The sequence below is a fragment of the Psychrobacter sp. ER1 genome (genome assembly GCF_048631835.1).
Classification (GTDB): domain Bacteria; phylum Pseudomonadota; class Gammaproteobacteria; order Pseudomonadales; family Moraxellaceae; genus Psychrobacter.
Genome location: NZ_CP184640.1, coordinates 3,240,909 through 3,261,098, shown reverse-complemented (window position 1 = coordinate 3,261,098; position 20,190 = coordinate 3,240,909). Strand labels below are relative to the sequence as shown.

Annotated in this window: 21 protein-coding genes and 3 pseudogenes; 15 read left to right on the top strand and 9 right to left on the bottom strand. The window is 37.5% G+C overall.

Going from position 1 to position 20,190, the window contains the following annotated elements:
* Positions 1-302 precede the first annotated feature (302 nt).
* The 3 genes from ACOBWA_RS15190 (at position 303) to ACOBWA_RS15180 (ending at position 2,427) form a co-directional block, all read left to right on the top strand.
* On the top strand, positions 303-842 hold the full coding sequence (locus ACOBWA_RS15190; RefSeq protein WP_201547565.1) for a porin family protein: 540 nt from the start codon (positions 303-305) through the stop codon (positions 840-842).
* Between the two features lie 228 nt (positions 843-1,070).
* Positions 1,071-1,550 carry an NfeD family protein gene (locus ACOBWA_RS15185; protein WP_102078338.1) on the top strand — a complete coding sequence of 160 codons (480 nt, stop codon included), beginning with the start codon at positions 1,071-1,073 and terminating at the stop codon, positions 1,548-1,550.
* A 16-nt stretch (positions 1,551-1,566) separates the two neighbouring features.
* Positions 1,567-2,427, top strand: coding sequence for an SPFH domain-containing protein (locus tag ACOBWA_RS15180; RefSeq protein WP_057762202.1), 861 nt, complete (start codon positions 1,567-1,569; stop codon positions 2,425-2,427).
* Between the two features lie 78 nt (positions 2,428-2,505).
* Here ACOBWA_RS15180 and hemN read toward each other — a convergent pair.
* A pseudogene (gene hemN, locus ACOBWA_RS15175) lies at positions 2,506-3,983 on the bottom strand (oxygen-independent coproporphyrinogen III oxidase).
* 431 nt (positions 3,984-4,414) lie between these two features.
* Here hemN and ACOBWA_RS15170 point away from each other — a divergent pair.
* The 4 genes and pseudogenes from ACOBWA_RS15170 to ACOBWA_RS15155 form a co-directional block, all read left to right on the top strand.
* Positions 4,415-5,038, top strand: a pseudogene (locus ACOBWA_RS15170) (magnesium chelatase domain-containing protein); the annotation flags it as partial.
* Between the two features lie 113 nt (positions 5,039-5,151).
* Positions 5,152-5,475 (top strand): hypothetical protein, encoded by a 324-nt coding sequence (locus ACOBWA_RS15165; RefSeq protein WP_420229828.1) that lies wholly within the window; start codon positions 5,152-5,154, stop codon positions 5,473-5,475.
* Positions 5,476-5,627: 152 nt separating this feature from the next.
* Positions 5,628-6,122 (top strand): hypothetical protein, encoded by a 495-nt coding sequence (locus ACOBWA_RS15160; protein WP_420229827.1) that lies wholly within the window; start codon positions 5,628-5,630, stop codon positions 6,120-6,122.
* Positions 6,119-7,045, top strand: coding sequence for a hypothetical protein (locus tag ACOBWA_RS15155; RefSeq protein ID WP_420229826.1), 927 nt, complete (start codon positions 6,119-6,121; stop codon positions 7,043-7,045). The genes ACOBWA_RS15160 and ACOBWA_RS15155 overlap by 4 nt, the downstream gene beginning before the upstream one ends.
* Before the next feature lie 233 nt (positions 7,046-7,278).
* On the opposite strand, the gene ACOBWA_RS15150 is transcribed toward ACOBWA_RS15155, so the two are convergent.
* Positions 7,279-7,494: an NUDIX domain-containing protein gene (locus ACOBWA_RS15150; RefSeq protein WP_420229825.1), complete on the bottom strand. Its 216-nt coding sequence runs from the start codon at positions 7,492-7,494 to the stop codon at positions 7,279-7,281.
* 22 nt (positions 7,495-7,516) lie between these two features.
* Here ACOBWA_RS15150 and ACOBWA_RS15145 point away from each other — a divergent pair, with 22 nt between their 5' ends.
* The 3 genes from ACOBWA_RS15145 (at position 7,517) to ACOBWA_RS15135 (ending at position 8,950) form a co-directional block, all read left to right on the top strand.
* Positions 7,517-7,852, top strand: a complete 336-nt coding sequence (locus ACOBWA_RS15145) for a hypothetical protein (RefSeq protein WP_301449113.1) — start codon at positions 7,517-7,519, stop codon at positions 7,850-7,852.
* Complete coding sequence (locus ACOBWA_RS15140) at positions 7,830-8,174, top strand: hypothetical protein (protein WP_420229824.1); 345 nt, start codon at positions 7,830-7,832, stop codon at positions 8,172-8,174. Before ACOBWA_RS15145 ends, ACOBWA_RS15140 begins: the two co-directional genes overlap by 23 nt.
* Before the next feature lie 404 nt (positions 8,175-8,578).
* Positions 8,579-8,950, top strand: a complete 372-nt coding sequence (locus ACOBWA_RS15135) for a hypothetical protein (RefSeq protein ID WP_420229823.1) — start codon at positions 8,579-8,581, stop codon at positions 8,948-8,950.
* A 52-nt stretch (positions 8,951-9,002) separates the two neighbouring features.
* On the opposite strand, the gene ACOBWA_RS15130 is transcribed toward ACOBWA_RS15135, so the two are convergent.
* The 3 genes from ACOBWA_RS15130 to ACOBWA_RS15120 form a co-directional block, all read right to left on the bottom strand.
* Positions 9,003-9,887 carry a hypothetical protein gene (locus tag ACOBWA_RS15130; protein WP_301449115.1) on the bottom strand — a complete coding sequence of 295 codons (885 nt, stop codon included), beginning with the start codon at positions 9,885-9,887 and terminating at the stop codon, positions 9,003-9,005.
* Between the two features lie 7 nt (positions 9,888-9,894).
* The gene (locus ACOBWA_RS15125; RefSeq protein ID WP_420229822.1) at positions 9,895-10,893 is read right to left on the bottom strand and encodes a thymidylate synthase; all 999 of its coding nucleotides are present in this window, start codon (positions 10,891-10,893) and stop codon (positions 9,895-9,897) included.
* A gap of 91 nt (positions 10,894-10,984) precedes the next feature.
* Positions 10,985-11,209, bottom strand: coding sequence for a DUF4031 domain-containing protein (locus tag ACOBWA_RS15120; protein WP_420229821.1), 225 nt, complete (start codon positions 11,207-11,209; stop codon positions 10,985-10,987).
* A gap of 1,388 nt (positions 11,210-12,597) precedes the next feature.
* Here ACOBWA_RS15120 and ACOBWA_RS15115 point away from each other — a divergent pair.
* The 5 genes from ACOBWA_RS15115 (at position 12,598) to ACOBWA_RS15095 (ending at position 15,799) form a co-directional block, all read left to right on the top strand.
* Entirely contained in the window at positions 12,598-12,735 is a 138-nt protein-coding gene (locus ACOBWA_RS15115) for an ATP-binding cassette domain-containing protein (protein WP_420229820.1), read from the top strand.
* A complete protein-coding gene (locus tag ACOBWA_RS15110) occupies positions 12,693-12,956 on the top strand; it encodes a hypothetical protein (protein ID WP_420230798.1) in 264 nt (87 codons plus the stop codon). The genes ACOBWA_RS15115 and ACOBWA_RS15110 overlap by 43 nt, the downstream gene beginning before the upstream one ends.
* Positions 12,957-13,242: 286 nt before the next feature.
* Entirely contained in the window at positions 13,243-13,878 is a 636-nt protein-coding gene (locus ACOBWA_RS15105; protein WP_420229819.1) for an ATP-binding cassette domain-containing protein, read from the top strand.
* 424 nt (positions 13,879-14,302) lie between these two features.
* On the top strand, positions 14,303-14,623 hold the full coding sequence (locus ACOBWA_RS15100) for a hypothetical protein (RefSeq protein ID WP_420229818.1): 321 nt from the start codon (positions 14,303-14,305) through the stop codon (positions 14,621-14,623).
* Positions 14,624-15,676: 1,053 nt separating this feature from the next.
* Entirely contained in the window at positions 15,677-15,799 is a 123-nt protein-coding gene (locus tag ACOBWA_RS15095) for a hypothetical protein (protein ID WP_420229817.1), read from the top strand.
* 462 nt (positions 15,800-16,261) lie between these two features.
* Here the strand turns inward: ACOBWA_RS15095 and ACOBWA_RS15090 are convergent.
* From ACOBWA_RS15090 to ACOBWA_RS15075, 4 genes and pseudogenes are all read right to left on the bottom strand, one after another.
* A pseudogene (locus ACOBWA_RS15090) lies at positions 16,262-17,409 on the bottom strand (IS256 family transposase); the annotation flags it as partial.
* Between the two features lie 458 nt (positions 17,410-17,867).
* Positions 17,868-18,203 (bottom strand): hypothetical protein, encoded by a 336-nt coding sequence (locus ACOBWA_RS15085; protein ID WP_420229816.1) that lies wholly within the window; start codon positions 18,201-18,203, stop codon positions 17,868-17,870.
* Positions 18,204-18,473: 270 nt separating this feature from the next.
* Positions 18,474-18,890 carry a ThiF family adenylyltransferase gene (locus tag ACOBWA_RS15080; protein ID WP_420230794.1) on the bottom strand — a complete coding sequence of 139 codons (417 nt, stop codon included), beginning with the start codon at positions 18,888-18,890 and terminating at the stop codon, positions 18,474-18,476.
* A 297-nt stretch (positions 18,891-19,187) separates the two neighbouring features.
* Positions 19,188-19,577 carry a hypothetical protein gene (locus ACOBWA_RS15075; RefSeq protein ID WP_420229815.1) on the bottom strand — a complete coding sequence of 130 codons (390 nt, stop codon included), beginning with the start codon at positions 19,575-19,577 and terminating at the stop codon, positions 19,188-19,190.
* Between the last annotated feature and the right edge of the window lie 613 nt (positions 19,578-20,190).

The following is a 20,190-nucleotide window of genomic DNA, read 5'->3' as shown; positions in this document are numbered from 1 at the left end:
TTTCTCTCTAATTATTGTTATATCAGCCATGTTTAGCCGATTTGTCTAGCAAGAAAACTATGAAATGAGTACGGATTATTGCATAAACTGGGTGGATGTAACAAAAGGTTTCATATCTAAGCATTTGTAACCCATACACTGATAAACGCTTTCAAATCTTAACTCTCGTACCATTAAACACTGACAGAGTGTCTGAAATAGTTTGTTACTATGTATTCATCGTTAGCAGACAAGGCGATAGGGCCACAAGGCCAATATAAATAAATAACTTGTTTGTCCAAATTTCTTTCAAGGAGCTAATAATGAAAACTCTACAAAAAACAATACTTGCACTAGCAACTGGTTCTTTACTTTCTGTAGGTGCACAAGCTGCTGTTAACTATGGCAACGGCTATACAGGTCAGCCATACGTTGCTGCTAAAGTTGGTCAGTTCGATCTAGATGTTGATGGTGCTGATGACCCTACTGCATACGGTGTAACTGCTGGTTATAACTTTGATCCTAACTTCGGTATCGAAGCAGAATACGTAGGTTCAGATGATGCTGACTATAGAGGCGGCGACATCGATGCTAAGACATACGGCGCTTATGGTACTTACCGTTATGCATTCCCAAACAGCGGCTTATACGCAAAAGGTAAGCTAGGTGTTGCAAAAACTGAAGTAGAAGCTAACAATACTAATTTTGCTGGTGCTTCTGATTTCTCAGACGACGATACTAACATCGCTGGTGGTGTAGGTCTTGGTTACGCAGTAAACTCTGATTTCAGTGTCGAAGCTGAATACGACATGCTAGGTAGCGATGCAGACCTTATGACTGTTGGCGCACAGCTAAAATTCTAATTATTTAGAAAACAAGCTTTTAGCAAACAGCTATAATAAAGAAACGATCACTTTAAGTGGTCGTTTTTTTTGCTTAAAATTTACGTATAAGTTTTTAGGACGGTAATTTATAAGTAGCTAATAAGTAATATATCATTATCGTTAAAGCGTTGTTATCCTTAAAAATGTGCTACATTAAAAACTGGAATGATAAAGATAGGAATGGTGGCAAGGATGGAGATACTTTGGATGATTGAACCTTGGCATTGGTTAGTATTGGGCTTCTTATTACTAATCGTTGAGATGTTTGTACCGACGTTTGCCAGTCTGTGGTTTGGTGCCGCTGCCATCATCGTTGCAGCGCTATCATGGCTGTTGCCTATTGCTGTCTCTGTTCAGATTATCGTCTGGTTAGTGCTCTCTGCTGTGTTTTTGCTAGCTTGGTTCAAGTTTATCAGACCGTTGTCAGTAGATCGTACAAAAGCTGGGCTAGGCGGTAGTGTCATAGTTGGTGAAGTGGGGATGATTATCGTGTCACCGCAGCTAGATAAAGCTGGCACGGTTAGATTTAGTGTTCCTATCGTTGGTGCGGCTGAATGGATGTGCCGTACGAGAGGGGAGCAGGTGGCAATCGGTGATAGAGTGGTCGTGACGGATATCGTTGGCAATGAGCTAATTGTGAGCAGTACAAAAGCGCAGGCAGCGATGCATAAAAGTATGCAGGTATAATAATAAGGGATGAGTTATGGAAAGCTTTAGTATTGTCATGGTGGTATTGATTGCACTGGTGGTATTCACCGTGTTTAAAGGCGTACGTATTGTACCGCAAGGTTATAAATGGGTAGTGCAGAGACTGGGTAAGTATAGCCAAACGCTAGAGCCTGGACTCAACCTCATCATCCCTTATGTAGATGATGTGGCTTATAAAGTAACGACTAAGGACATCGTACTCGATATCCCGTCACAAGAAGTCATTACTCGTGACAACGTCGTTATTATTGCAAATGCTGTCGCTTATATTAATATCGTGCGTCCTGATAAGGCGGTCTATGGTATCGAAGATTATGAGTACGGTATCCGTAATCTAGTACAGACGTCATTGCGTTCGATCATTGGTGAGATGGATCTTGATAGTGCATTGTCCAGTCGTGACGAGATCAAAACCAAGCTAAAACATGCAATTTCAGAAGATATTGCGGATTGGGGTATTACCCTTAAGACAGTAGAGATTCAAGATATTAATCCTTCGCAGACCATGCAAGCATCCATGGAAGAGCAGGCAGCGGCAGAACGTTTGCGCCGTGCGACCGTGACCCGTGCTGATGGTCAAAAGCAAGCTGCTATCTTAGAAGCGGATGGTCGCTTGGAAGCTTCACGCCGTGATGCTGAAGCGCAGGTGGTACTAGCCAGAGGTTCTGAAGAGTCGATTCGTTTGATTACTAGTGCGATGGGCGAGGAAGAGATGCCGATCGTATACTTGCTGGGTGAACAATATATCAAAGCGATACGAGAGTTGGCTGAATCTGATAACTCCAAAATGGTGGTATTACCAGCAGATATCTTAAGCACTGTAAAAGGTATGGTCGGTGATAAATTAAAAGTGTAAGAAATCATAGCAATATTAAAAAAAGACCTCGCTTGAGGTCTTTTTTATGTGTATTAATTGGACTAAAGTTTCGCTAGCTTAGATAACTTTTGAAAAGCGGTTTTGGTGTTTCTTTTCTAAGTATTCATCAAATACCATGGCGACGTTACGGCCAAGCAAGCGACCTCTGGGTAAGACGCGCATACCTGCTGCATCCATATCAATCAGTCTGTCGTCTTGCATAGCGCCCAACTGCTGAATCTCATTAATAAAGTAGGTGATGGCATCGATACCAAATTTTTGATTCACATCTTTAAAATCGAGATAGTCATGACACAGCAGGTTCATGATGACATATTCACGCAAGCGATCCTTAATAGAGGTTTTAATGTACTTTACTGCAGGCATGACAGTTGGATTAATTTTCGCCATATCAATCTTGGCTTGATAGCTCTGTAGATCAGTATCGTTTTGCAAAATATAGCGCGTATTGGCATTAGAAATCTGACTGATTGATGAGACACCAAAGCCTAATAAGTCACAATCACCCATGATGGTGTAACCCTGAAAGTTACGATGTAATTTACCCTCACGCTGGGCGATAGCCAACTCGTCATCAGGTTTGGCAAAGTGATCGATACCGATATATTGATAACCGGCTTCGGTCAATGTGTTGACAGTATTGCCGAGCATCGTCAGTTTGGCAGCTGGGCTGGGCAAGTCTTCATCTTTTATCTGACGTTGGGCTTTAAATCGCTCAGGCAAATGCGCATAGTTAAAGACCGATAGGCGGTCTGGTGACATCTCGATGATACGATTTACGGTTTTGTCCAAAGTATCAGGCGTTTGATGCGGTAAACCATAAATCAAATCAATATTGATAGAGCGAAAACCAAGCTCACGTGCTTCTGTTAGCACGCTTTCAATAAGCTCTGCGGAATGCACACGATTAACGGCAATTTGCACAGTTTCATCTAAATCTTGCACACCTAAGCTGATACGGTTGAAACCGAGATTACGCAATATTTTCAGAGTGTTTTCACTCAGCTCACGAGGATCAATTTCGATAGAGTAGTCACCTTCGTCTTCTGGCAAAAACTCAAACTGAGTCTGTAAAAACTCCCATAATTGCACCATCTCTTCGTCACGTAAAAACGTTGGCGTACCACCGCCTAAATGTAGCTGTTTGACCAATGGTTTGTCGCTGCCTTCTGGCGTAGATAACAGGCGGCGCTTATGCGTAATTTCAGCGATTAAATACTGCAAGTAATCGCCAGAGTCGCTATTTTTTTGGTAATAATCTTATTACAAGCGCAGTAGTAGCAAAGGTGGCGACAGAACGGAATATGAAAATATAGCGATAAAGGAGCGCGCCCTTCACGATTCTGCAGGATTTTTGTCTCAAGACCGATAGCCTCAAAGCTATCCGGTATTGGAGTAAATTCTAAAGCAGTCGGATAAGAGGTATAACGTGGCCCTGAGCGATTGTACTTATTGATGATTGCCTCATCAAATGCTGGTAGCTGCTTGCTAGTAATACTGCCACGTGTACTAGCATAAGGGTTGTCAGTCTGCATAACAGGGCGCACAGTCGTGGGCGGCTCGTCCGCACGGTTGTAGGGCTGCTGAGTGTTCTGTTCTGAATAGTCTGTCATGCGATATTCCTCGTTTTTACTCTAGATACTGCTGGTTTTTATATTATCAATGATTTCGGATTTGGCGTTTATTTTTTGCTTTTAAGATTGATTGATAACACGGCTTGAATATATCATCGGCAGCAGTATGTATCGCTAAATGTATAGTAGTTAGTATAGCAAATCCTTGTTAGCAGTGGGGTGGTCGGTGAGTATTCTTAAATATTAAAATAGAGCTATCATTTACACATAAAAAACCTCAGAAGGACGCTGAGGTTGTGGTGATTCTCTCCACACCAGCAATAAAACACGACATTTGCGCGTTGATAAATAATACTTTATTATCAATGATACTCTGTATTAGGAAGATGCTGATGTCGTTTGCCCAAGTCTATACCCGTTCGGTGGTTGGTCTGCATGCTCCCAAGGTCATCATTGAGGTGCATCTATCGCAAGGACTGCCTGCATTGACCATCGTTGGGCTACCTGAGGCCGCCGTGCGTGAGAGTAAAGACAGGGTGCGCTCCGCCATTCTCAATTCAGGTTTCCAGTTTCCTAATCGCCGCCTCACGATCAATTTAGCCCCTGCTGATTTGCCTAAAGATGGCGCGCGTTTAGACTTACCAATTGCTATTGGTATACTGGCAGCAAGCGGACAGCTTGAGCCAGAGGTGCTATCAGGATTTGAATTTATTGGCGAATTAGCGCTCAATGGTCAATTGCGACAAGTAACTGGTAGTTTGGCAGTCGCACGAGCAATCAAAGCTGAGAAATTGGCATTAGCATTGTCGCAGTTAACAGCGAGTGACCAAGGACAAAATAATTCAAATAACTCAAATAACTCGCCGCCGACAACACCGCAACTGATCGTGCCGATTGATAATGGTCGTGAGGCCAGCCGCGTTGATGGCGTAACGATACTAGCTGCTCAGAGTCTAAAAGCAGTTTGCGACCATCTACAGTCGCTCGTTGACCCAAGTGCAAGCTATGAGAATTTAGCAGTGGTGCAGCCTAGTCCTGCTCAGCAGCATGTTGGTGTAATAGTTCCAAATTAATGGCAAAAAATCTAAATTGATGGCACAATAATATCATTGATAAATGTGAGAACTATATGAGCCATTTTTTTACTAAAGACAGTCCTAGAGAAAAATATAAAAATTCCTTCGACATTAGTAACTACATAAAGCCTCATTCTCAGGTTGATTATGATACAGATGCTAATTCTGAACCTGACCGTAATTATACGATAAATCATTTTAATAAGAATTTTGAATATGTGGTCGTTTGGTATGACAAGGATTTTATTGCACCTACTAATGCAAGCTCAAGCTCCAGCAGCAACGGAACAGTTACCTATGTAGATGTTTTATTCGCTAATTTAACAGAGCCTAAGTATATTAAAAAGAAAATGGAGAAGAAGCTACTAGCTATTTAAAGTTAAGAATTCATATCAACCACATACATAAATTACCTTTCGGTAGTATTTGGAAAAATGGTAAGTCAGAAGAGCGCTTTGTTCTTAATTCCTATGAAGTTGAAGTTGAAGATAATTATAATATTCACTCTTTTTCAAAAGCATATTTTGATATGAGAGTTGGAGCAGAAATAGACCTTAAAGAAAATCCTACATTTGAGGAAACTATCAAAAGAAGCCAACTAATAAATGAAATGCCATTCGATAGTACAAAATACTTTGAAAAAATAAATGGCTATGATAAAAATCAATTAATAAATATTGAAGATGGTGAACATAAAATTATCGTTCACCCTTTATCTTTATTCATTACCCATTATGGGTATTCCATGGATATAAAACGTATTATTAGTAGATATAATTTGGATACTATAGAGAAAAAACTGATTCCAAGAAACAAACAGATCGAAGAAAAAATGAAGGCCGAGGGAGTTGATGAATATGTTGTATTACCTCCAAAATTCACTCAAAGAGACGCAGTATTTCTACATCAGTTAAAATATAACTTAGACGTATGGAAAAAAGTTGAGAAAATACACAACAATATTCAAGAGGCTAAAGATAATAAAAAAGAAACGTTCGAATTGATTTTTGGTATCAACCTTTGACCTTACATATTAAGGGTATCCCTATCGGGGATAAAATATTATGCGCAAATATTATCGGTATCAGTGAACCTAAACTTGATCCTATTAACCTTGTTCTTCAACCAAAAAGACGACTTAGCACTGATGAATCTATAGAGATTCAAGATTTTTTGACAGTAAGGCAGTACATACCACCAGATAATATTGAAGATCTAGATTTTACTCACAACCCTGTAAATAATCTAACGACTTTAATATTACTCGAACGATTGGAGAGAATTGGTGATCTAGTCATAATCAACAAACTAACAAACGGTATAATTTCTAAACCTATTGATGATAGCACACGCTTTGTAAAAGAAGAGATGCCAGAGGAACTAGGTGTAGGAGAGAAAATTGGGAGAGGATCAACAGGTTTAGCCAAGGGACTTTTTGATGTAAAAGAAGACGATCAATCTCGCTTTAATAAAACTTGGAATCATGCTAAAGAGTACTCGAAACAAAATCATGGAACCGCACGCTGGTTTACTTTTGGTCAGGGTCTTCAAGAGCAGGACGATTTCTATGTGATGTCTTTAGCCAAGTTACACTCTACTGCTCATGATTTATACTGGCCTGAGTATGTTTTAGTCATAGAATTGCAAATTGCGGAAAATAAGTATTATATTTTAGAGTTTGGAGAAGTAAAGTTAAAGAAGAAAAATGACTCAAAAAGCAATGGAACAAGAGTAAAAGGTTTTAATGGCATCGCTTATAAAACTGACAATGATGAAGATTTTTTCAGTAAGGACGGTAAGCTAGTTGAATTGATAGCAAAAGTTGTAAGTTTAAACGGAACTCTAAACTCTGAATTTACTAACTTTTACAATGGGAAGTTAGCTTTGTTTAAGCATCCTAACTCGATTAACAGTAATTGGGTCAGAAACGGTATAGATAACTTATAACACACTTAAAATCTAATCAATTCAAATATAAAAATTAGTATTATTATCGACAACGCGATTATATTCAGAGTAACCTAATAATAGGTATATCTGCTTCTGCCCAGTCTAGCTCATGAAGTTCCTGCTTTGTAAGCCACGATAGGTTATTATGTTCTACTTTTTTATAGATTCTTTTTCATAAATGCTGCATCTATAAAAAGTGATATGAACCTTAAAGTCTGGGTACTGATGTTCTATTTTTTTAATATTGATACTATTTCAATATGTGCATCTAGCTCTTCTAATATCTCACGGTGGAGTGCTTGTTCGTGAGTCTCGTTAGACTCAACTTTACCACCCGGAAATTCAAATTTATACGATAGATATTCGAACTTACTTCTTTTCCTTTGTGCGCATAGATATTTATCGTCGTGCTTTATTACTGCGGCAACAACACTAATCACACTCATAACAGCCTCTTACTGGAAAAAGATGATCATTTCATATCAATCAAGAGAACTAAGAGATAGCTCAATAGACGACTTTCTTAGTTTCTATCAGCTTACAGAAGAAGCTAGAGAAAAGCTAAAGTTTATCTTGACGACCTTAGCAGCAGGGGACACTCTACAAGATATACCTACTCAAAATGACTTCTATTTTGAAAAAGATACTTTGCAAGTCAATTTGACTAGTGATATTGTAGCTCAATTTTCTATAGCCAATAAGTCACACTTGGGTAAAAGTGCAAGTTACGACTGGGAAACAGTTAGTAGACTAAAACTCAAATACATAGGAGAAAATAGCAATGATACACGATTTTCAGCCTAATTGGGTTTACCACCCTTCTCAAACCATACTAAAATTTCTGGAAGGAAGTAATGTTGACCCATCTTGTCTGAGTGGCAGTTTTCTTAAGAAGCTAAACAATCAACAGATAGATATCGATTCCGATACAGCTATTTACCTAGCTCGACTTATAGGTGGGAGTGAAGATTTTTGGTTAAATATACAAAACAACTATGAGAAGAGTATTAGAAGATTTCAAGAGAGCAATATCGATAGCAATTTTGAAGATTACTATACACTTGTTCAAGAGATGAAAAAAGATCGTGGTTACCAAGTTCAGATTATAAATACCTTGATCAATTGAACTTAAAAAGTTTTTTGGTATTTCAGACTTGAGTCCATTAAACGAAGAAAGTATATACAAGAATTTCTTAGGATCAAGGTATAAAAAAATTGGAAGCTATGAATTTTCAACATTGAACATTGCAGCATTTATGCGTATGGCAGAGTTAGAGTTTAAGAAGCAACATATCCTAAACGATTTCAATAAGTCTCTTTTATAGAAAAATTACAAGAAATTAAAACCTTATCTAGAAAAAGAGGGTTAAGGAATTTTAAGAAAGATTTACTAGAAATTTGTATTGAATGCGGTGTAGCCGTAGTGTTCTTAAGCACTTTGGATAAATGCCCTATAAGGGGCGTATCAAAGTTCATAGAGGGCAAAGGAATGATTGTTATTACTAACAAATACAATCAAGACCACCTCTTTTGGCAGACTTTTTTCATGAGGCTGCACATCTAATTTTACACCAAGATGAAATGACACATTACGATTTTGGTGAACCTAAAGATAATGAACAGCATGATGAGTGCGAAAAGGAAGCTGATGAATTTATGGTTTCACAGTTAATCTACCCTTTCACCTTAAAAGAGATTGAACAAAAAGTTGATTTTAAATTAGTACGTAGAGACAAACGTTCTAGCTTTGCAAATTTGTGTAGGGTCGCTAACGAAGTTAATCTGTCACCAAGCCTACTTATAGGAGTATTGAAATCTTCTCAAAAAATAGATTACAGGTATTTTAATGATAGACATAGGCCTATATTCGATAACTCCTCTATACCAGAGGTACTTAGCTAAACCTTGGCATATTATGTAAATAACAGGTGATAAAGGGTAGGGTTTAAATTGACTACCCTTTATAAGTATAAAATACATTAGGTGATTTTTGCCAGTTGCATAATGCGTCTTCCATCTCTTGATAGCCAATTTCGAGGTGATCTGCTAGACCCATAGCGTAGCTATCTAATTGCTTATCTGAGAAACTACCAAAGATAAGTTTAGCCCCGTCTTTAGGACCAGTTGACCCAACGATATGGCAGCTATCAGCTTCAACGTTAACCAAATCAGTCTTAGATAGCATAGACAAATAGTCAAATGTCGATAATCGCCCAAAGCTATGTATATTGCGTCGAATTACTGGGAAAAGAATTCTAAAATGTTCTTTAGGATCTTCTAAACTGTTATTTATGAACAGGTTATAATGACCACCATTAACTTTAACAAAGTTTATGTAATCTTCAAGCACTCTAGGTATATCTCTTAAAGTCTTAAACTTCGCATGATTACCAAATTTTGGTTTGTTTTGTGAGTTGATAAGATTATCTGCTAACCTAGGAAGTATTTGAGTATTATTACTAGCAACTTCCCACGTCAATTTTTCATCTACACCTGAGTATAGTTGCCTCAAGAAATTCCAATTTGATTGGTAATTCTCTGCTGTATAGACTAACAAAAAAGTCAACCAACATGCTTCATCATAATTTCTGTCTTTTAGGTATAAAATTGCTCTTACTGGGTCAAAAATGGTGTCTTGAGGGTCTAACCTTCGGGTATCAATATCTCTGTTTGAAACAGCATTGAAGTATTTAACCCGCTTCATGCTTTCGATAATTTGCATAGCTAAAACCTCATATGAAATTCTAGAAAGCCCGCAAGAAAGCCCTTCGTTTGTAAGGTATTCGGTAATGTCATTAGCTAATATGACTGAATAATCGATTCTTTCTTGATATTTCATAAACGCCCTACTTAAAATTTTTTCTGTTAATTTCATTAATTTTTTTATCTAGAAAATAGAGTATAGGGTCACTTCTACATAAATCTCTAAGCTCTTTTAATTCGCTTTGTCTACCTTGCTTAGCGTATGAATAAGACAATAGAATTATAGCTATCTCTTGCCAAAATATATCTTTAATGCTGTGGATATCAAAGTCGTCCTGTAAAGACTTTGTTCTCAGCTTTTCTTCTAATTCTTTAATGGTATTAAAATCATTCTCTAAATAAGAAGGGTTTATGGGTTCCATCGTAGCTTTGTTTTGCCATCCTTCAATATGTAAAAAATTATCAACTGTAGTTTTATCCTCATGATAGATATGTAGACTGCCAGCGAAGTGTGTATAGATGCCTAATTCTAACGCTTCATTATCCTTCGCTAACTCTGCCCACATGAGTTCTTGGATAAGGGTAAAACTAAATAAGTCATGTATTAGGCCCTTAGTAGCATCATTAGATCTCATTATTGTAGTCAAGTGGAGAGCATTATCTCTGACGAAGAACTGTAATGAACAGGTACAAGGAATGTCTCTAGAGTCGTCCCTAAAAAGATCTTCTTTATCATATATCGATATTACAGCTCTTCGTGTTTCAGGCTTTCGTTTGAGAAGATCTTTAATCGCTTTAAATTGATTCTTTATACCAAACATTCTAGAACCATACGCACCCAAAACAGGGGCGTTTTCACCTTGTTTATAGTCGATAAAATCTCGGTAGTTTGATATGTAATACTCTATGAACTCAATACTATCACTTCCGTTCACGTACCAAAAAAACTCGCCTATACAGCTGATCAGTTTGCTTCTAGATTCTGAGATACTTAGTCTTGCTCTGGGGTTAGTTAAAATAAGTTGAACATTTCTAATTTCATTGTTTCCCCCTTTTGAAGACTCTACCTCATCTCCGCAATTTACGATTTGAGAGAAAGTTGAGTTCAATAGATCATCCAACGAATCTTCTTTAATAATCATCTTAACACCTTACTTAAAATAAGCTCATTTGATTCGTATTCAGGGTTAAAGAGCGATTGTATTCAAGCTCAGCTTTTAACTTTTTGCACATTCAATTATTTTTTCTATTTGATGGTAAAGCTCCTCTACTGATAGCTATTTCTCTGGTTCTGACAGTAATATCATAATGAGGATAACTGGCATTTTTATGAAACCATCGTTTGTCTACATTAATAAGCAAAGCAAAGTCATGCAGCTCATCAAGACTGTCGGCCAGCAAGTGACACCACTTATCTTGCCTAAAACTTATATTTGCAAAATCTACGTAGACAGCCATGAGTTTGCTCCTGTCAAATAAGGTTAGAATATACTTTAAAAAATAACTAGACTATAGTACTTTAATTATTATGTCACTAAAATAGGAAAAGGTACTGAAATTAAGTTTTTCTGTGGTAATGGGTTGACCCATGCTGCATGTGGGATTTCATAAACTATAAAAGTACTCTAACAACTTATAAGATTAGAATGAACAATTATATAGCTGTTTTCCTAGTATTCCCCATGCTGGCAATCCCACTTGTGGCTTTCTGGCTGTGTTTGAAACCTAAATGGTTACAGTCTACTAACTTTCTGCCAAGTAATAGAATATTATTTGCTTTAGTTGCGACTATATCTTGGATTATATCTATCCTGATAATCATCATAGCGTATGACTGGGAGCATCAAACAACTGTGTCAGAGCAACTGGTAGCTGGTCTAGGCTGTCTCATATTTAGCTTTGGGTTCATACTAATGTTCAAAGAAAAGCTAATTACGGAAAAGTAAGCTATGCGTAAAATCGACGAAAAATTCTTAAAATTATCAATAATATTTACTTTTTTGCCTTAATCGGATACTTTGCGTTGAGCTTTATTGCTGAAAACCATATTTCTAATACAACTGGTAGTGTTGGTATTAATCAAGCGCCTTTAGTTGTTATTGATACATTACAAGGAGACTGGTTGTTTGGCTACCTACTTCTATTAGGGGTATTAGTTTTGCATTGGACAATTAAGCGAGTAACGAGCTGATGAGTAAGCGAGAGTTGAAGGCTCTTCAAAGGAGGTTCAATAACAAACTAGATAAAGAGGGAATCACGGTAGATTTTTATAATCGTCATGAAGCTTTGAAACCTACACTAGGACGAAATAGGCCGAGCGCTTGCAAAGAAGCACAATACTGCTAATGAAAAAGATTATGAATGGATGAAGTGGCTTATTGTTATCGCTTCTGGAGTATTCTCAGTCATAGTGTCTCAAATTACTAGAATGTCCCCAGCACTTGACAGTTCCCTGCTGTTCATACAGAGTAATCAGTTATTTCTATTTAAAAGGAGCCATTATCGCTAATGCCTTGGGTATTATCTTTGGAGCTGTTTATTTGTATGCCGATATAAGAAGTGAAAGAGATTTAGCTGATAAACTAAGTATTCAACGTTTATACTTACTTTTAGAAGGAGCTAATAGGTACGAGTCCATTATTCCTTCTAGCAACTTTCGCATATTCTCATATTGTAAAAGAGCTAGTCTACTTTGCTTTTTAGCATCTATTGGAGCTTGGATTGTATTTATTTGGCTAATGTAATACGTTTTAAAGAGGGTTTATGCAAAACCTAATAGAAGCAAGACAGTTAAGTTTAGTTTTTCCTGAATCATCATTGCCTTTATTTTCAGAAATTGATATTTTTTGACTAATGAGTTACATGCGTTAATTGGCAGAAACGGAGTAGGAAAATCCTGTTTAGCAGCAATACTAGCAGATAGGTTGCAGCCTAGTATAGGTTGCAGCCTAGTGAAGGTGTTGTACAACGCTTTTGCAAAATAGGCTACTTGGCTCAGGGAGAAACTGAAATAGTAGGAACCGCAGGTGATGTTTTAGGTGTTAGTGAGATACAACGAGTAAGCTCACGTATTCTCAATGGTGAAGGTACACCGGAAGATTTTAGTTTTATGGACGGTAAGTGGAATTGGGAAGCTGAAACAGACGCCTTATTGGCAGAAGGTGAGCTATCACTAGATGTTCTTAAGCGTCCATTTAAGTCATAGCGGTGGTGAGCAGACACGTTTAAAACTGTTAGCATTAAAAGGCAAGGATGTAAGTTTTTAATACTTGATGAGCCTAGCAACCATTTAGATCAGGATGGTCGCGTGTGGTTAGCTCAATGGCTAGAGAGTTTTAATGGCGGTGTTTTATTAGTGTCACATGATCCCATTTTATTAGAACAAGTACAGATCGTTTATGAATTAACGAGTATGGGGATTTCAATAAGTCGTGGTGGTTGGCATGATTGGCTAGAGAGTCAAGAACAGCTACTTTTAGGTGCGCAAAGAAGTGCTGATCAGGCAAAAAGAACTACAGCAAGCCAAGCGAGAACAGCAGGTTGCTCAAGAGAAGACCGAACAGCGCCAAAGTCGCGGTAAAAATAAACGTAAAGATAGCAATCAAAGTAAAATTATTCTAGATCGTGAGTTAGGGCGCTCAGAGGCTACTCAATCACGTAAAGCGAAGCTACACGATGATCGAATACAAAATGCTAGCGGACAAGCAGCTAGTGCTAAGGCACAATTAGAGATTATAGAACCGCTTGCCATCGTAACGGCTACTCCCGAAGTTACCAGTAATCCACTGCTGCATCTATCTGATGTTGTCTTACCTTTTGGCATGGCAGCTACATTGAGTTTGATCGTGAATAAGGGCGAACGCATTGCCATTACTGGTAAGAATGGTAGTGGCAAATCCACTTTACTAAAAGTAATATCAGGTCAGCTTGAAGCGTTGCGAGGTGAAATAGCAGTTACTCAGTCCTATCGCCTTATGGATCAGCATTTTTCTTTTCTCGATAAAGATCTGTCCGCATTAGATAATTTTCGTCAGCAGGCGTCTGGTTGGACAGAAGATTTATATCGAACTCGATTGGCGCAACTGAGAATTAAGGAGATGCTGCAATCAAGCCAGTCAATACATTAAGCGGTGGCGAACAATTAAAAGTAGCCCTTGCATGCTTGTTTTGTGGTCCTACTGCTCCAGCCTTACTGCTACTAGATGAACCTGACAACCATTTAGATATAGAATCAAAAAAACTTGCTCCAGCAAGCATTACACGACTATACAGGTGCAATTATCTTGGTATCTCATGATCAGAGTTTTATAGAAGCTATAGGTGATATGGATAATCTAACATTAAAAAATAGTTTTGAGATATAAATATTAATAGGGAAAGTGTATGCTTAGTATATTAAGCCATTGATTGATATATATTTAATGCCGTATATATAGATTATAAAACAGATAAATGAAGCAAATCAGGTTTGTTTGTATTTTGAGTATTTGAGCTTTTAAACCAAAGAGAGTTATATGACAGCAGGTTGTAGCGATCTTAAATAAGACAGGTATGGCATTAGCCGCAGATAGTGCTGCGACAATTACTAATGGTGATAAATCAACTAGCAAGGTTTTTAATACAGCTAACAAAGTCTTCACTTTATCAAAACACCATCCAGTTGCGATCATGATCTTTAACAATGCAGAGTTTCTTTATACACCTTGGGAGCTAATCATCAAGTTGTATAGAAAAAGTTTAAAGAAAAGATCATTCAGAACTGTTAAAAAGTACAGCGATGATTTCAGGAAATTTCTTATAAAAAATGAATTATTGAACTTTAGAAAAAAGAAAAGCTTTTCTTACAACGAAGTTACAGATCATAGTCAATAAAATTATAAATGATGTAGGAAACCAACTATTAGATCAGGGTGATTATGACACTTTGTTAGTATTACAAGATTTAGATTCGTATGAAGATATACCATCTGAGAAAATCGACAGCGTGAAAAAGTAGCAGCTATACTAGACAGTATAGTTGATCAAGATATCTTAATTTTCAATGCCTTAGATAAGATAGAAGGTCTAGATGAGGTAGATCTAAAAAGTTTTAAGCAGAGTAATGAGGATTTTATCTATGAAGTTATTGATGATGTACTTATAAATAGTACTCCATTACTACTACATTCAGATAATATTGAAGGATTAAGAGCAAAAATTGCTGATTTGTTCATTAGTATTTTATCATCTAATTGCTTTTTGTTAGGCTTTACAGGATTAGTTTTTGTAGGCTACGGTAATGAACAATTATATCCAGCTCTATATTCTATCCAGACGGATGGAGTGGTCAGTGGGAACCTTCGTTACAGTGTTACTGGTGATATCTCAATTAGTGATGAACATCACTGCGACCTTGTTCCGTTTGCACAGGGCAGTGTAATGAATACTTTTATTCGAGGCATGAACCCTGAGGTGTATAATGTTGTCAATGATTCATTATACCTAAGTCACTATCGATACTTTAAATCACCTTATAACGATACAATGTGCGAATACAGAGGAGAGAGTTGATGAAGGGCTTCTACCGAAACTTTACAGCAAGAGTTTAAAGAAAGTATTATGGTATCGATGCAAAATAATATAGAGTCATTCTACCTAACTCCCATATACCAACCAACTTTACAAGCTTTACAGATTTCTATCTAGGAAGATTTAGCGGAACTTGCAGAGAGTTTGATCTATCTAACATTTCTGAAAAGACCGAACTTCCGTCCTCATTGGAAAGTGTTAGTGATGCGATTGGTCGTAGCAATTCTTAAAGTAAAGGCGATGGCTTTACTGTTGGAAAAGCAAAACATTATTTGAAGATAAGCTCAATCAACATTTCTTTCAAAATTACTTGATTAATTAATTTGCTGCAATTATTCCACGTAAGGGAGATATACCATGTTAAACAAAACTGAATTTCCATTTGCGTTTGATAGTAACACTTACAGCACGGTAAGAAAGAATAAAGATGCACTGCTTCTTGGAAAAGATAAATTAACTGGAAGAAGAGATGTACAGTGATATTTATAAAAATCGTGACGTATTTCAGACCATATAGCTAGTAAAGCATCAGCTAGATTTAAACAAAGTTTAATAAATAAAGGGCTCCTCAGCGAAGAGAAAGTTGAGGCTTAAAGTTTGCAAATAATCAGTGACAATGTAAAAACCAGAAACTAGAGTTTCTGGTTTTTTAACAAAAAGATAGTGGTAAGTAGGCTGATCAGAATCGTGCAGAGTGTTCAACGGGTTGACTGCAAATATTTTAATTTGAACATAACGCTTCACAAGGGATACAGTCGCTTTTATCGCTATCAATGGCGGTATTACGTAAGCATCGACCAGCCCATCTTTTCCTCACTTAAAAATGCGAGATAGTGTCCACGATTAATAATCGTGGACACTATGTACCATATTTAACACAACCACCTAACAAACCCAAACGTAGAACTTACAGTGCTGAGTTTAAAGAACTTAGTACAAAACGATTGGCATCGACCACTTTTTAGTCGCCTTGAGTTGCTAGGTAGACTACCTTGAATGCTGCCTGATCAGACGGAACACCTTACGTTTGTTCACGCGAAAACATGTCGAATCACGCTGTTTAAAGACTCAATAGCATTGGTGGTATAAATCACTTTTCTGATATACTTGCGGATACTCAAAGAACACCGTTAAGCCCTCCCGGTTATTACGCCAAGACTTGATGACATGTGGGTACTCTGTGCCCCAGTCTCATCAAAGTGCTCAGGTTGGCCTCTGCTATCTCAAGCGTCGCAGCACCTGCATAAATTGCCGCCCAAAATCAGCCGCTACGGCCTTCTTATCCGTCCACGGCACAAACTTCATTGAGTAACGCACCATATGCACGATACACACGAACCTGGTGTTAGGGTAAACAGTATTGATGGCATCAGGAAAGCACTTTTAAACCATCAACACAGGCAATCAAGATATCTTGCACCCTTGGTTTTTGTAGTTCGGAGACGAGCGAACGCAGCCAGAACTTAGCGCATACTTCATTCCTGATGGCCACATACCAGCAGCTCTTTTTACCCTAAGATTGACGCCTAGGGCTAATAAGTGGCTTTGTTGATGAAGTCTGCTTGTTTTGACCATCTTCACGACGTTGCGAGTCCAAATAGACGATAGGATAAACACTGCTCAGCGGCCTGTTCTGCCAAGCGGTGATGTCCTCTAATATGTTATCGGTGACTCTTGAGACAAGAGAGCTTGAGATGTCGACATCGTAGAGCTCTTTAATGCTCTCTACGATCTCAGTGGTGGTTTGACCCTTGGCGTAAAGGAATATGATTTTATCATCAAGGCCACTAATACGGGTTTGATGCTTACTGACAAGTACAGGCTCAAAGCTACTGTCGCGGTCTCTGGGGGTGGAGATCTCAAGCTCGCCTATGTCACTGCGGACTCTCTTTTAGTGTGCCCGTTACGCTTATTAGGCTTGTCTGCTTTCTCATGCCTCCGGTAGCCGAGATGGTCTTCCATCTCAGCCTCTAAGGCATATCGATAAACGACTGCATGAGCTGCTTCTGAAAGTCTTTGATGTCGATCGAAGCTGTTCATGCTACCAGCCATTGCTCAGCCAGCTTTTTAATGTCAGATTGAGTAGTCATTGCTTATTCTCCTGTTAGTGGATTATAAGCAGTTACACCAAAGTTTGGGAAAGGCTCTCTACAACTTAAATTATATGCAAAAATTATACCACTTTCATTAATAGCTTATTAATCTTTGAAGTAGTTTGACAGCGTCATTTCTATAAGTTTTGTTATGTAAACGCCTTATATTTAACACAGCATCTAGCTTCTTTTTAACTAGTCGATTGATGTATTCATTACTAATAATCGGTTTAACGGCGTATATGTCAACATCTTTTTAGAATAGTTTTTATTGCTATTGTCTGAAAAACCAGCTAATAAGATCCTCTATTTACAAAATAGGTAGGTAAATGCAATACTTCACTTTTTTGGATACCAAGCTAATCCTCATGCACCCCTGCAATAAAAAATAATACAGGTTGTTCTTTTGAAGTATTTGCGTTTTACTCCATTCTCTATAGTCTGTAGAAGAAGGTTTAGCGTTCTTTTGTGGATGCGTATGCCACTCCTAAATACTGAATACGACCTTGACTAGAATCATGCAATTGATTTAAATGCTCTTGATGACCATGTACGCCTCTTTTATAGTAAACGGGCGTTCTAAAATCAGTTATCTTCGGTGTAGACAGGTGCATAACGTGAATGTCCTCGCCATGCAATCCCCGTTTTTCACCCATTAAAATGCCACAGCTTTCTAGCTGTGAATAATATTTCCTTTGTCTAAACCTATCTATTATTTCTAGGACATGAACTTCAAAGCTGACCATACGGATCGGACATTCATTTTTAAAAAACCAAGTATTGTTAATCATGGTCTAGCACATACATGACAGTCCTCATGTGGTAAAAAGTCAGCACTTTGTAGTTTCTTCCCGTGCCACTTTTCACTATACCGTGTTCTATAACGTGGGCTTACCTCTCCTTTCAACCAGTCTAATACCATATCAGTTACTAAAGAGGCAGTAGACATACTTGATGAAACGGCATAGGGTGTAAAGTCAGTACAGGCTCTAATAGCAGTAATAGGTTCTACGCCTCCTTCTAGTGCGTCGTATTCGGCTCGAATATGATGTCCATTCTTATTAATACAAGAGCGACAGGCACTTGCGACTACATCTTATCGTAAAATAAAGACTGGACACATTCACCATTATTTCTAATCCGGCATGGATAATAGGTGCAGTTATCTTTTTCTGATTGATCGTAATTTTCATTGATACGTTGAGACACAGCAGAACTTGCCGTAGCATACAATTATTCAAATCCACATCTGCCATAAGACCCATCTTATTTAAAATAGAGTTGGGATAAGCTTCAATATTCATATTAGGTAATTGATTCTCAATCTCTTTTTTTAGAACAGTAGCCTTGTTTTGATACAAATAGTTTTTACCTAGAACGTGCCTTCCTAAGTTTAATGAAGATAATTTATCATTATCAATTAAGATCAACTTTCCATTATTAGCCCCAGCACCTAAACGGGCTAACGCTAACGCGATATAACCACCGATAGCACCGCAACCAATTATTAATACCTTTCTTGTCGATCAAACTAGGCTGTTCCAACTTTTTGATATTCCTTTCAAAAATGTGATGAGGTGTATAATTAAAAGAACTTAGCAGAAAAATCTTACTTTGACTCAATATCTTTTGTCGATAATTTTTGAGAGATGTAAGTCTCCTTTGTATTGATAAGCCTTGTTTAATAAAGATAGGTCAATTCTAAAGCTAAGTGTTTCACTATCTATAATTAAGCATCCTGTAAAATCATAGTTGGATTCTTTCTCAGACTATGTCTATATCTTTGATATGATTAACGTATCCGAGAAGATAGCTGATTCAAGTTGAGAATAGGCGCTCAAAGAAATCTTCTTCAACCAGTTGCTAAATGTTTTAAAAGGGATTCCATTCAATGAGCTTTCATCTATAAATTGGCGTGGAATGAAATGAGGCTGATAAGAGCTGCCTAAATTAATCACATGACATAGAGTGTTCGAACGCTCTTTTAAGTTTAAGACTGCAAAATTATGGTAGCCTGATGTATCATTAACTATAGAAAGAATAGAGCTGTAGTGTTTTGAATATTTTGGATTAGCATCAATATCAGTAGTATTATTTAAATGATATTGATGATTTTCACTATTACGAGTTGCTATTTGTTGCCATAAAAAAACGATTTCTTGCATTGTATCTTTGGATCGATAATGCTGATCAGTTAGCAGTTTAGTAACTATGTTTTTGATTGATTGAAACAATATTCGACAACAGATAATTTATCGTAAGTATCAAATGATATCGTATTGACAGTAATCAGCACAGGTAATAATAGACCTTATCATCAAGCACCCATCGTTTAAGAAATAGGTGAGGTGAAGGTAGAAGATTTTCGATAGCGCTTTCTGGTATAGACCTTACATATACAGAAGGGCAACTCTATAAAATCCCAATCGGACACCTGTATTAGTAGCTCTATCTGGTATTTTCTACTTATATTTAAACGTATAATCCATGTATCGAGATAAGCTCGATTAGATACTACTTCATTTTGCCCTCTTAAATACAATGAAGGCTGCGCTCTACGTGAAAACGTCCAGTTAGGGTAGCGACTACTAATACCTATTATTACATCAGTACGATTCCATAAATCTAAATCAACCGCCAATTTGTGGCGGGATAATAGCTGCACTTGCTGCTACCTGTACAGGTCTAGAACTAGGCTCTATGACACTAATAGAAACTAAATCCTCATTATCTGCTATTTTATCGCCAAGACTTGTTTTTAGAGAGTGAGGCATTGTC

What these genes read in the sequence shown, in the direction of transcription:
- ACOBWA_RS15160 (WP_420229827.1), top strand. Translation starts at nt 5,628, where the DNA reads ATGAGAGTTGGAGCAGAAATAGACCTTAAAGAAAATCCTACATTTGAG.
- ACOBWA_RS15190 (WP_201547565.1), top strand. Translation starts at nt 303, where the DNA reads ATGAAAACTCTACAAAAAACAATACTTGCACTAGCAACTGGTTCTTTA.
- ACOBWA_RS15075 (WP_420229815.1), bottom strand. Translation starts at nt 19,577, where the DNA reads ATGCAAGAAATCGTTTTTTTATGGCAACAAATAGCAACTCGTAATAGT.
- ACOBWA_RS15185 (WP_102078338.1), top strand. Translation starts at nt 1,071, where the DNA reads ATGATTGAACCTTGGCATTGGTTAGTATTGGGCTTCTTATTACTAATC.
- ACOBWA_RS15150 (WP_420229825.1), bottom strand. Translation starts at nt 7,494, where the DNA reads ATGAGTGTGATTAGTGTTGTTGCCGCAGTAATAAAGCACGACGATAAA.
- ACOBWA_RS15145 (WP_301449113.1), top strand. Translation starts at nt 7,517, where the DNA reads ATGATCATTTCATATCAATCAAGAGAACTAAGAGATAGCTCAATAGAC.
- ACOBWA_RS15130 (WP_301449115.1), bottom strand. Translation starts at nt 9,887, where the DNA reads ATGAAATATCAAGAAAGAATCGATTATTCAGTCATATTAGCTAATGAC.
- ACOBWA_RS15165 (WP_420229828.1), top strand. Translation starts at nt 5,152, where the DNA reads ATGAGCCATTTTTTTACTAAAGACAGTCCTAGAGAAAAATATAAAAAT.
- ACOBWA_RS15125 (WP_420229822.1), bottom strand. Translation starts at nt 10,893, where the DNA reads ATGATTATTAAAGAAGATTCGTTGGATGATCTATTGAACTCAACTTTC.
- ACOBWA_RS15100 (WP_420229818.1), top strand. Translation starts at nt 14,303, where the DNA reads ATGGCATTAGCCGCAGATAGTGCTGCGACAATTACTAATGGTGATAAA.
- ACOBWA_RS15095 (WP_420229817.1), top strand. Translation starts at nt 15,677, where the DNA reads ATGTTAAACAAAACTGAATTTCCATTTGCGTTTGATAGTAACACTTAC.
- ACOBWA_RS15180 (WP_057762202.1), top strand. Translation starts at nt 1,567, where the DNA reads ATGGAAAGCTTTAGTATTGTCATGGTGGTATTGATTGCACTGGTGGTA.
- ACOBWA_RS15085 (WP_420229816.1), bottom strand. Translation starts at nt 18,203, where the DNA reads ATGATTAACAATACTTGGTTTTTTAAAAATGAATGTCCGATCCGTATG.
- ACOBWA_RS15140 (WP_420229824.1), top strand. Translation starts at nt 7,830, where the DNA reads ATGATACACGATTTTCAGCCTAATTGGGTTTACCACCCTTCTCAAACC.
- ACOBWA_RS15120 (WP_420229821.1), bottom strand. Translation starts at nt 11,209, where the DNA reads ATGGCTGTCTACGTAGATTTTGCAAATATAAGTTTTAGGCAAGATAAG.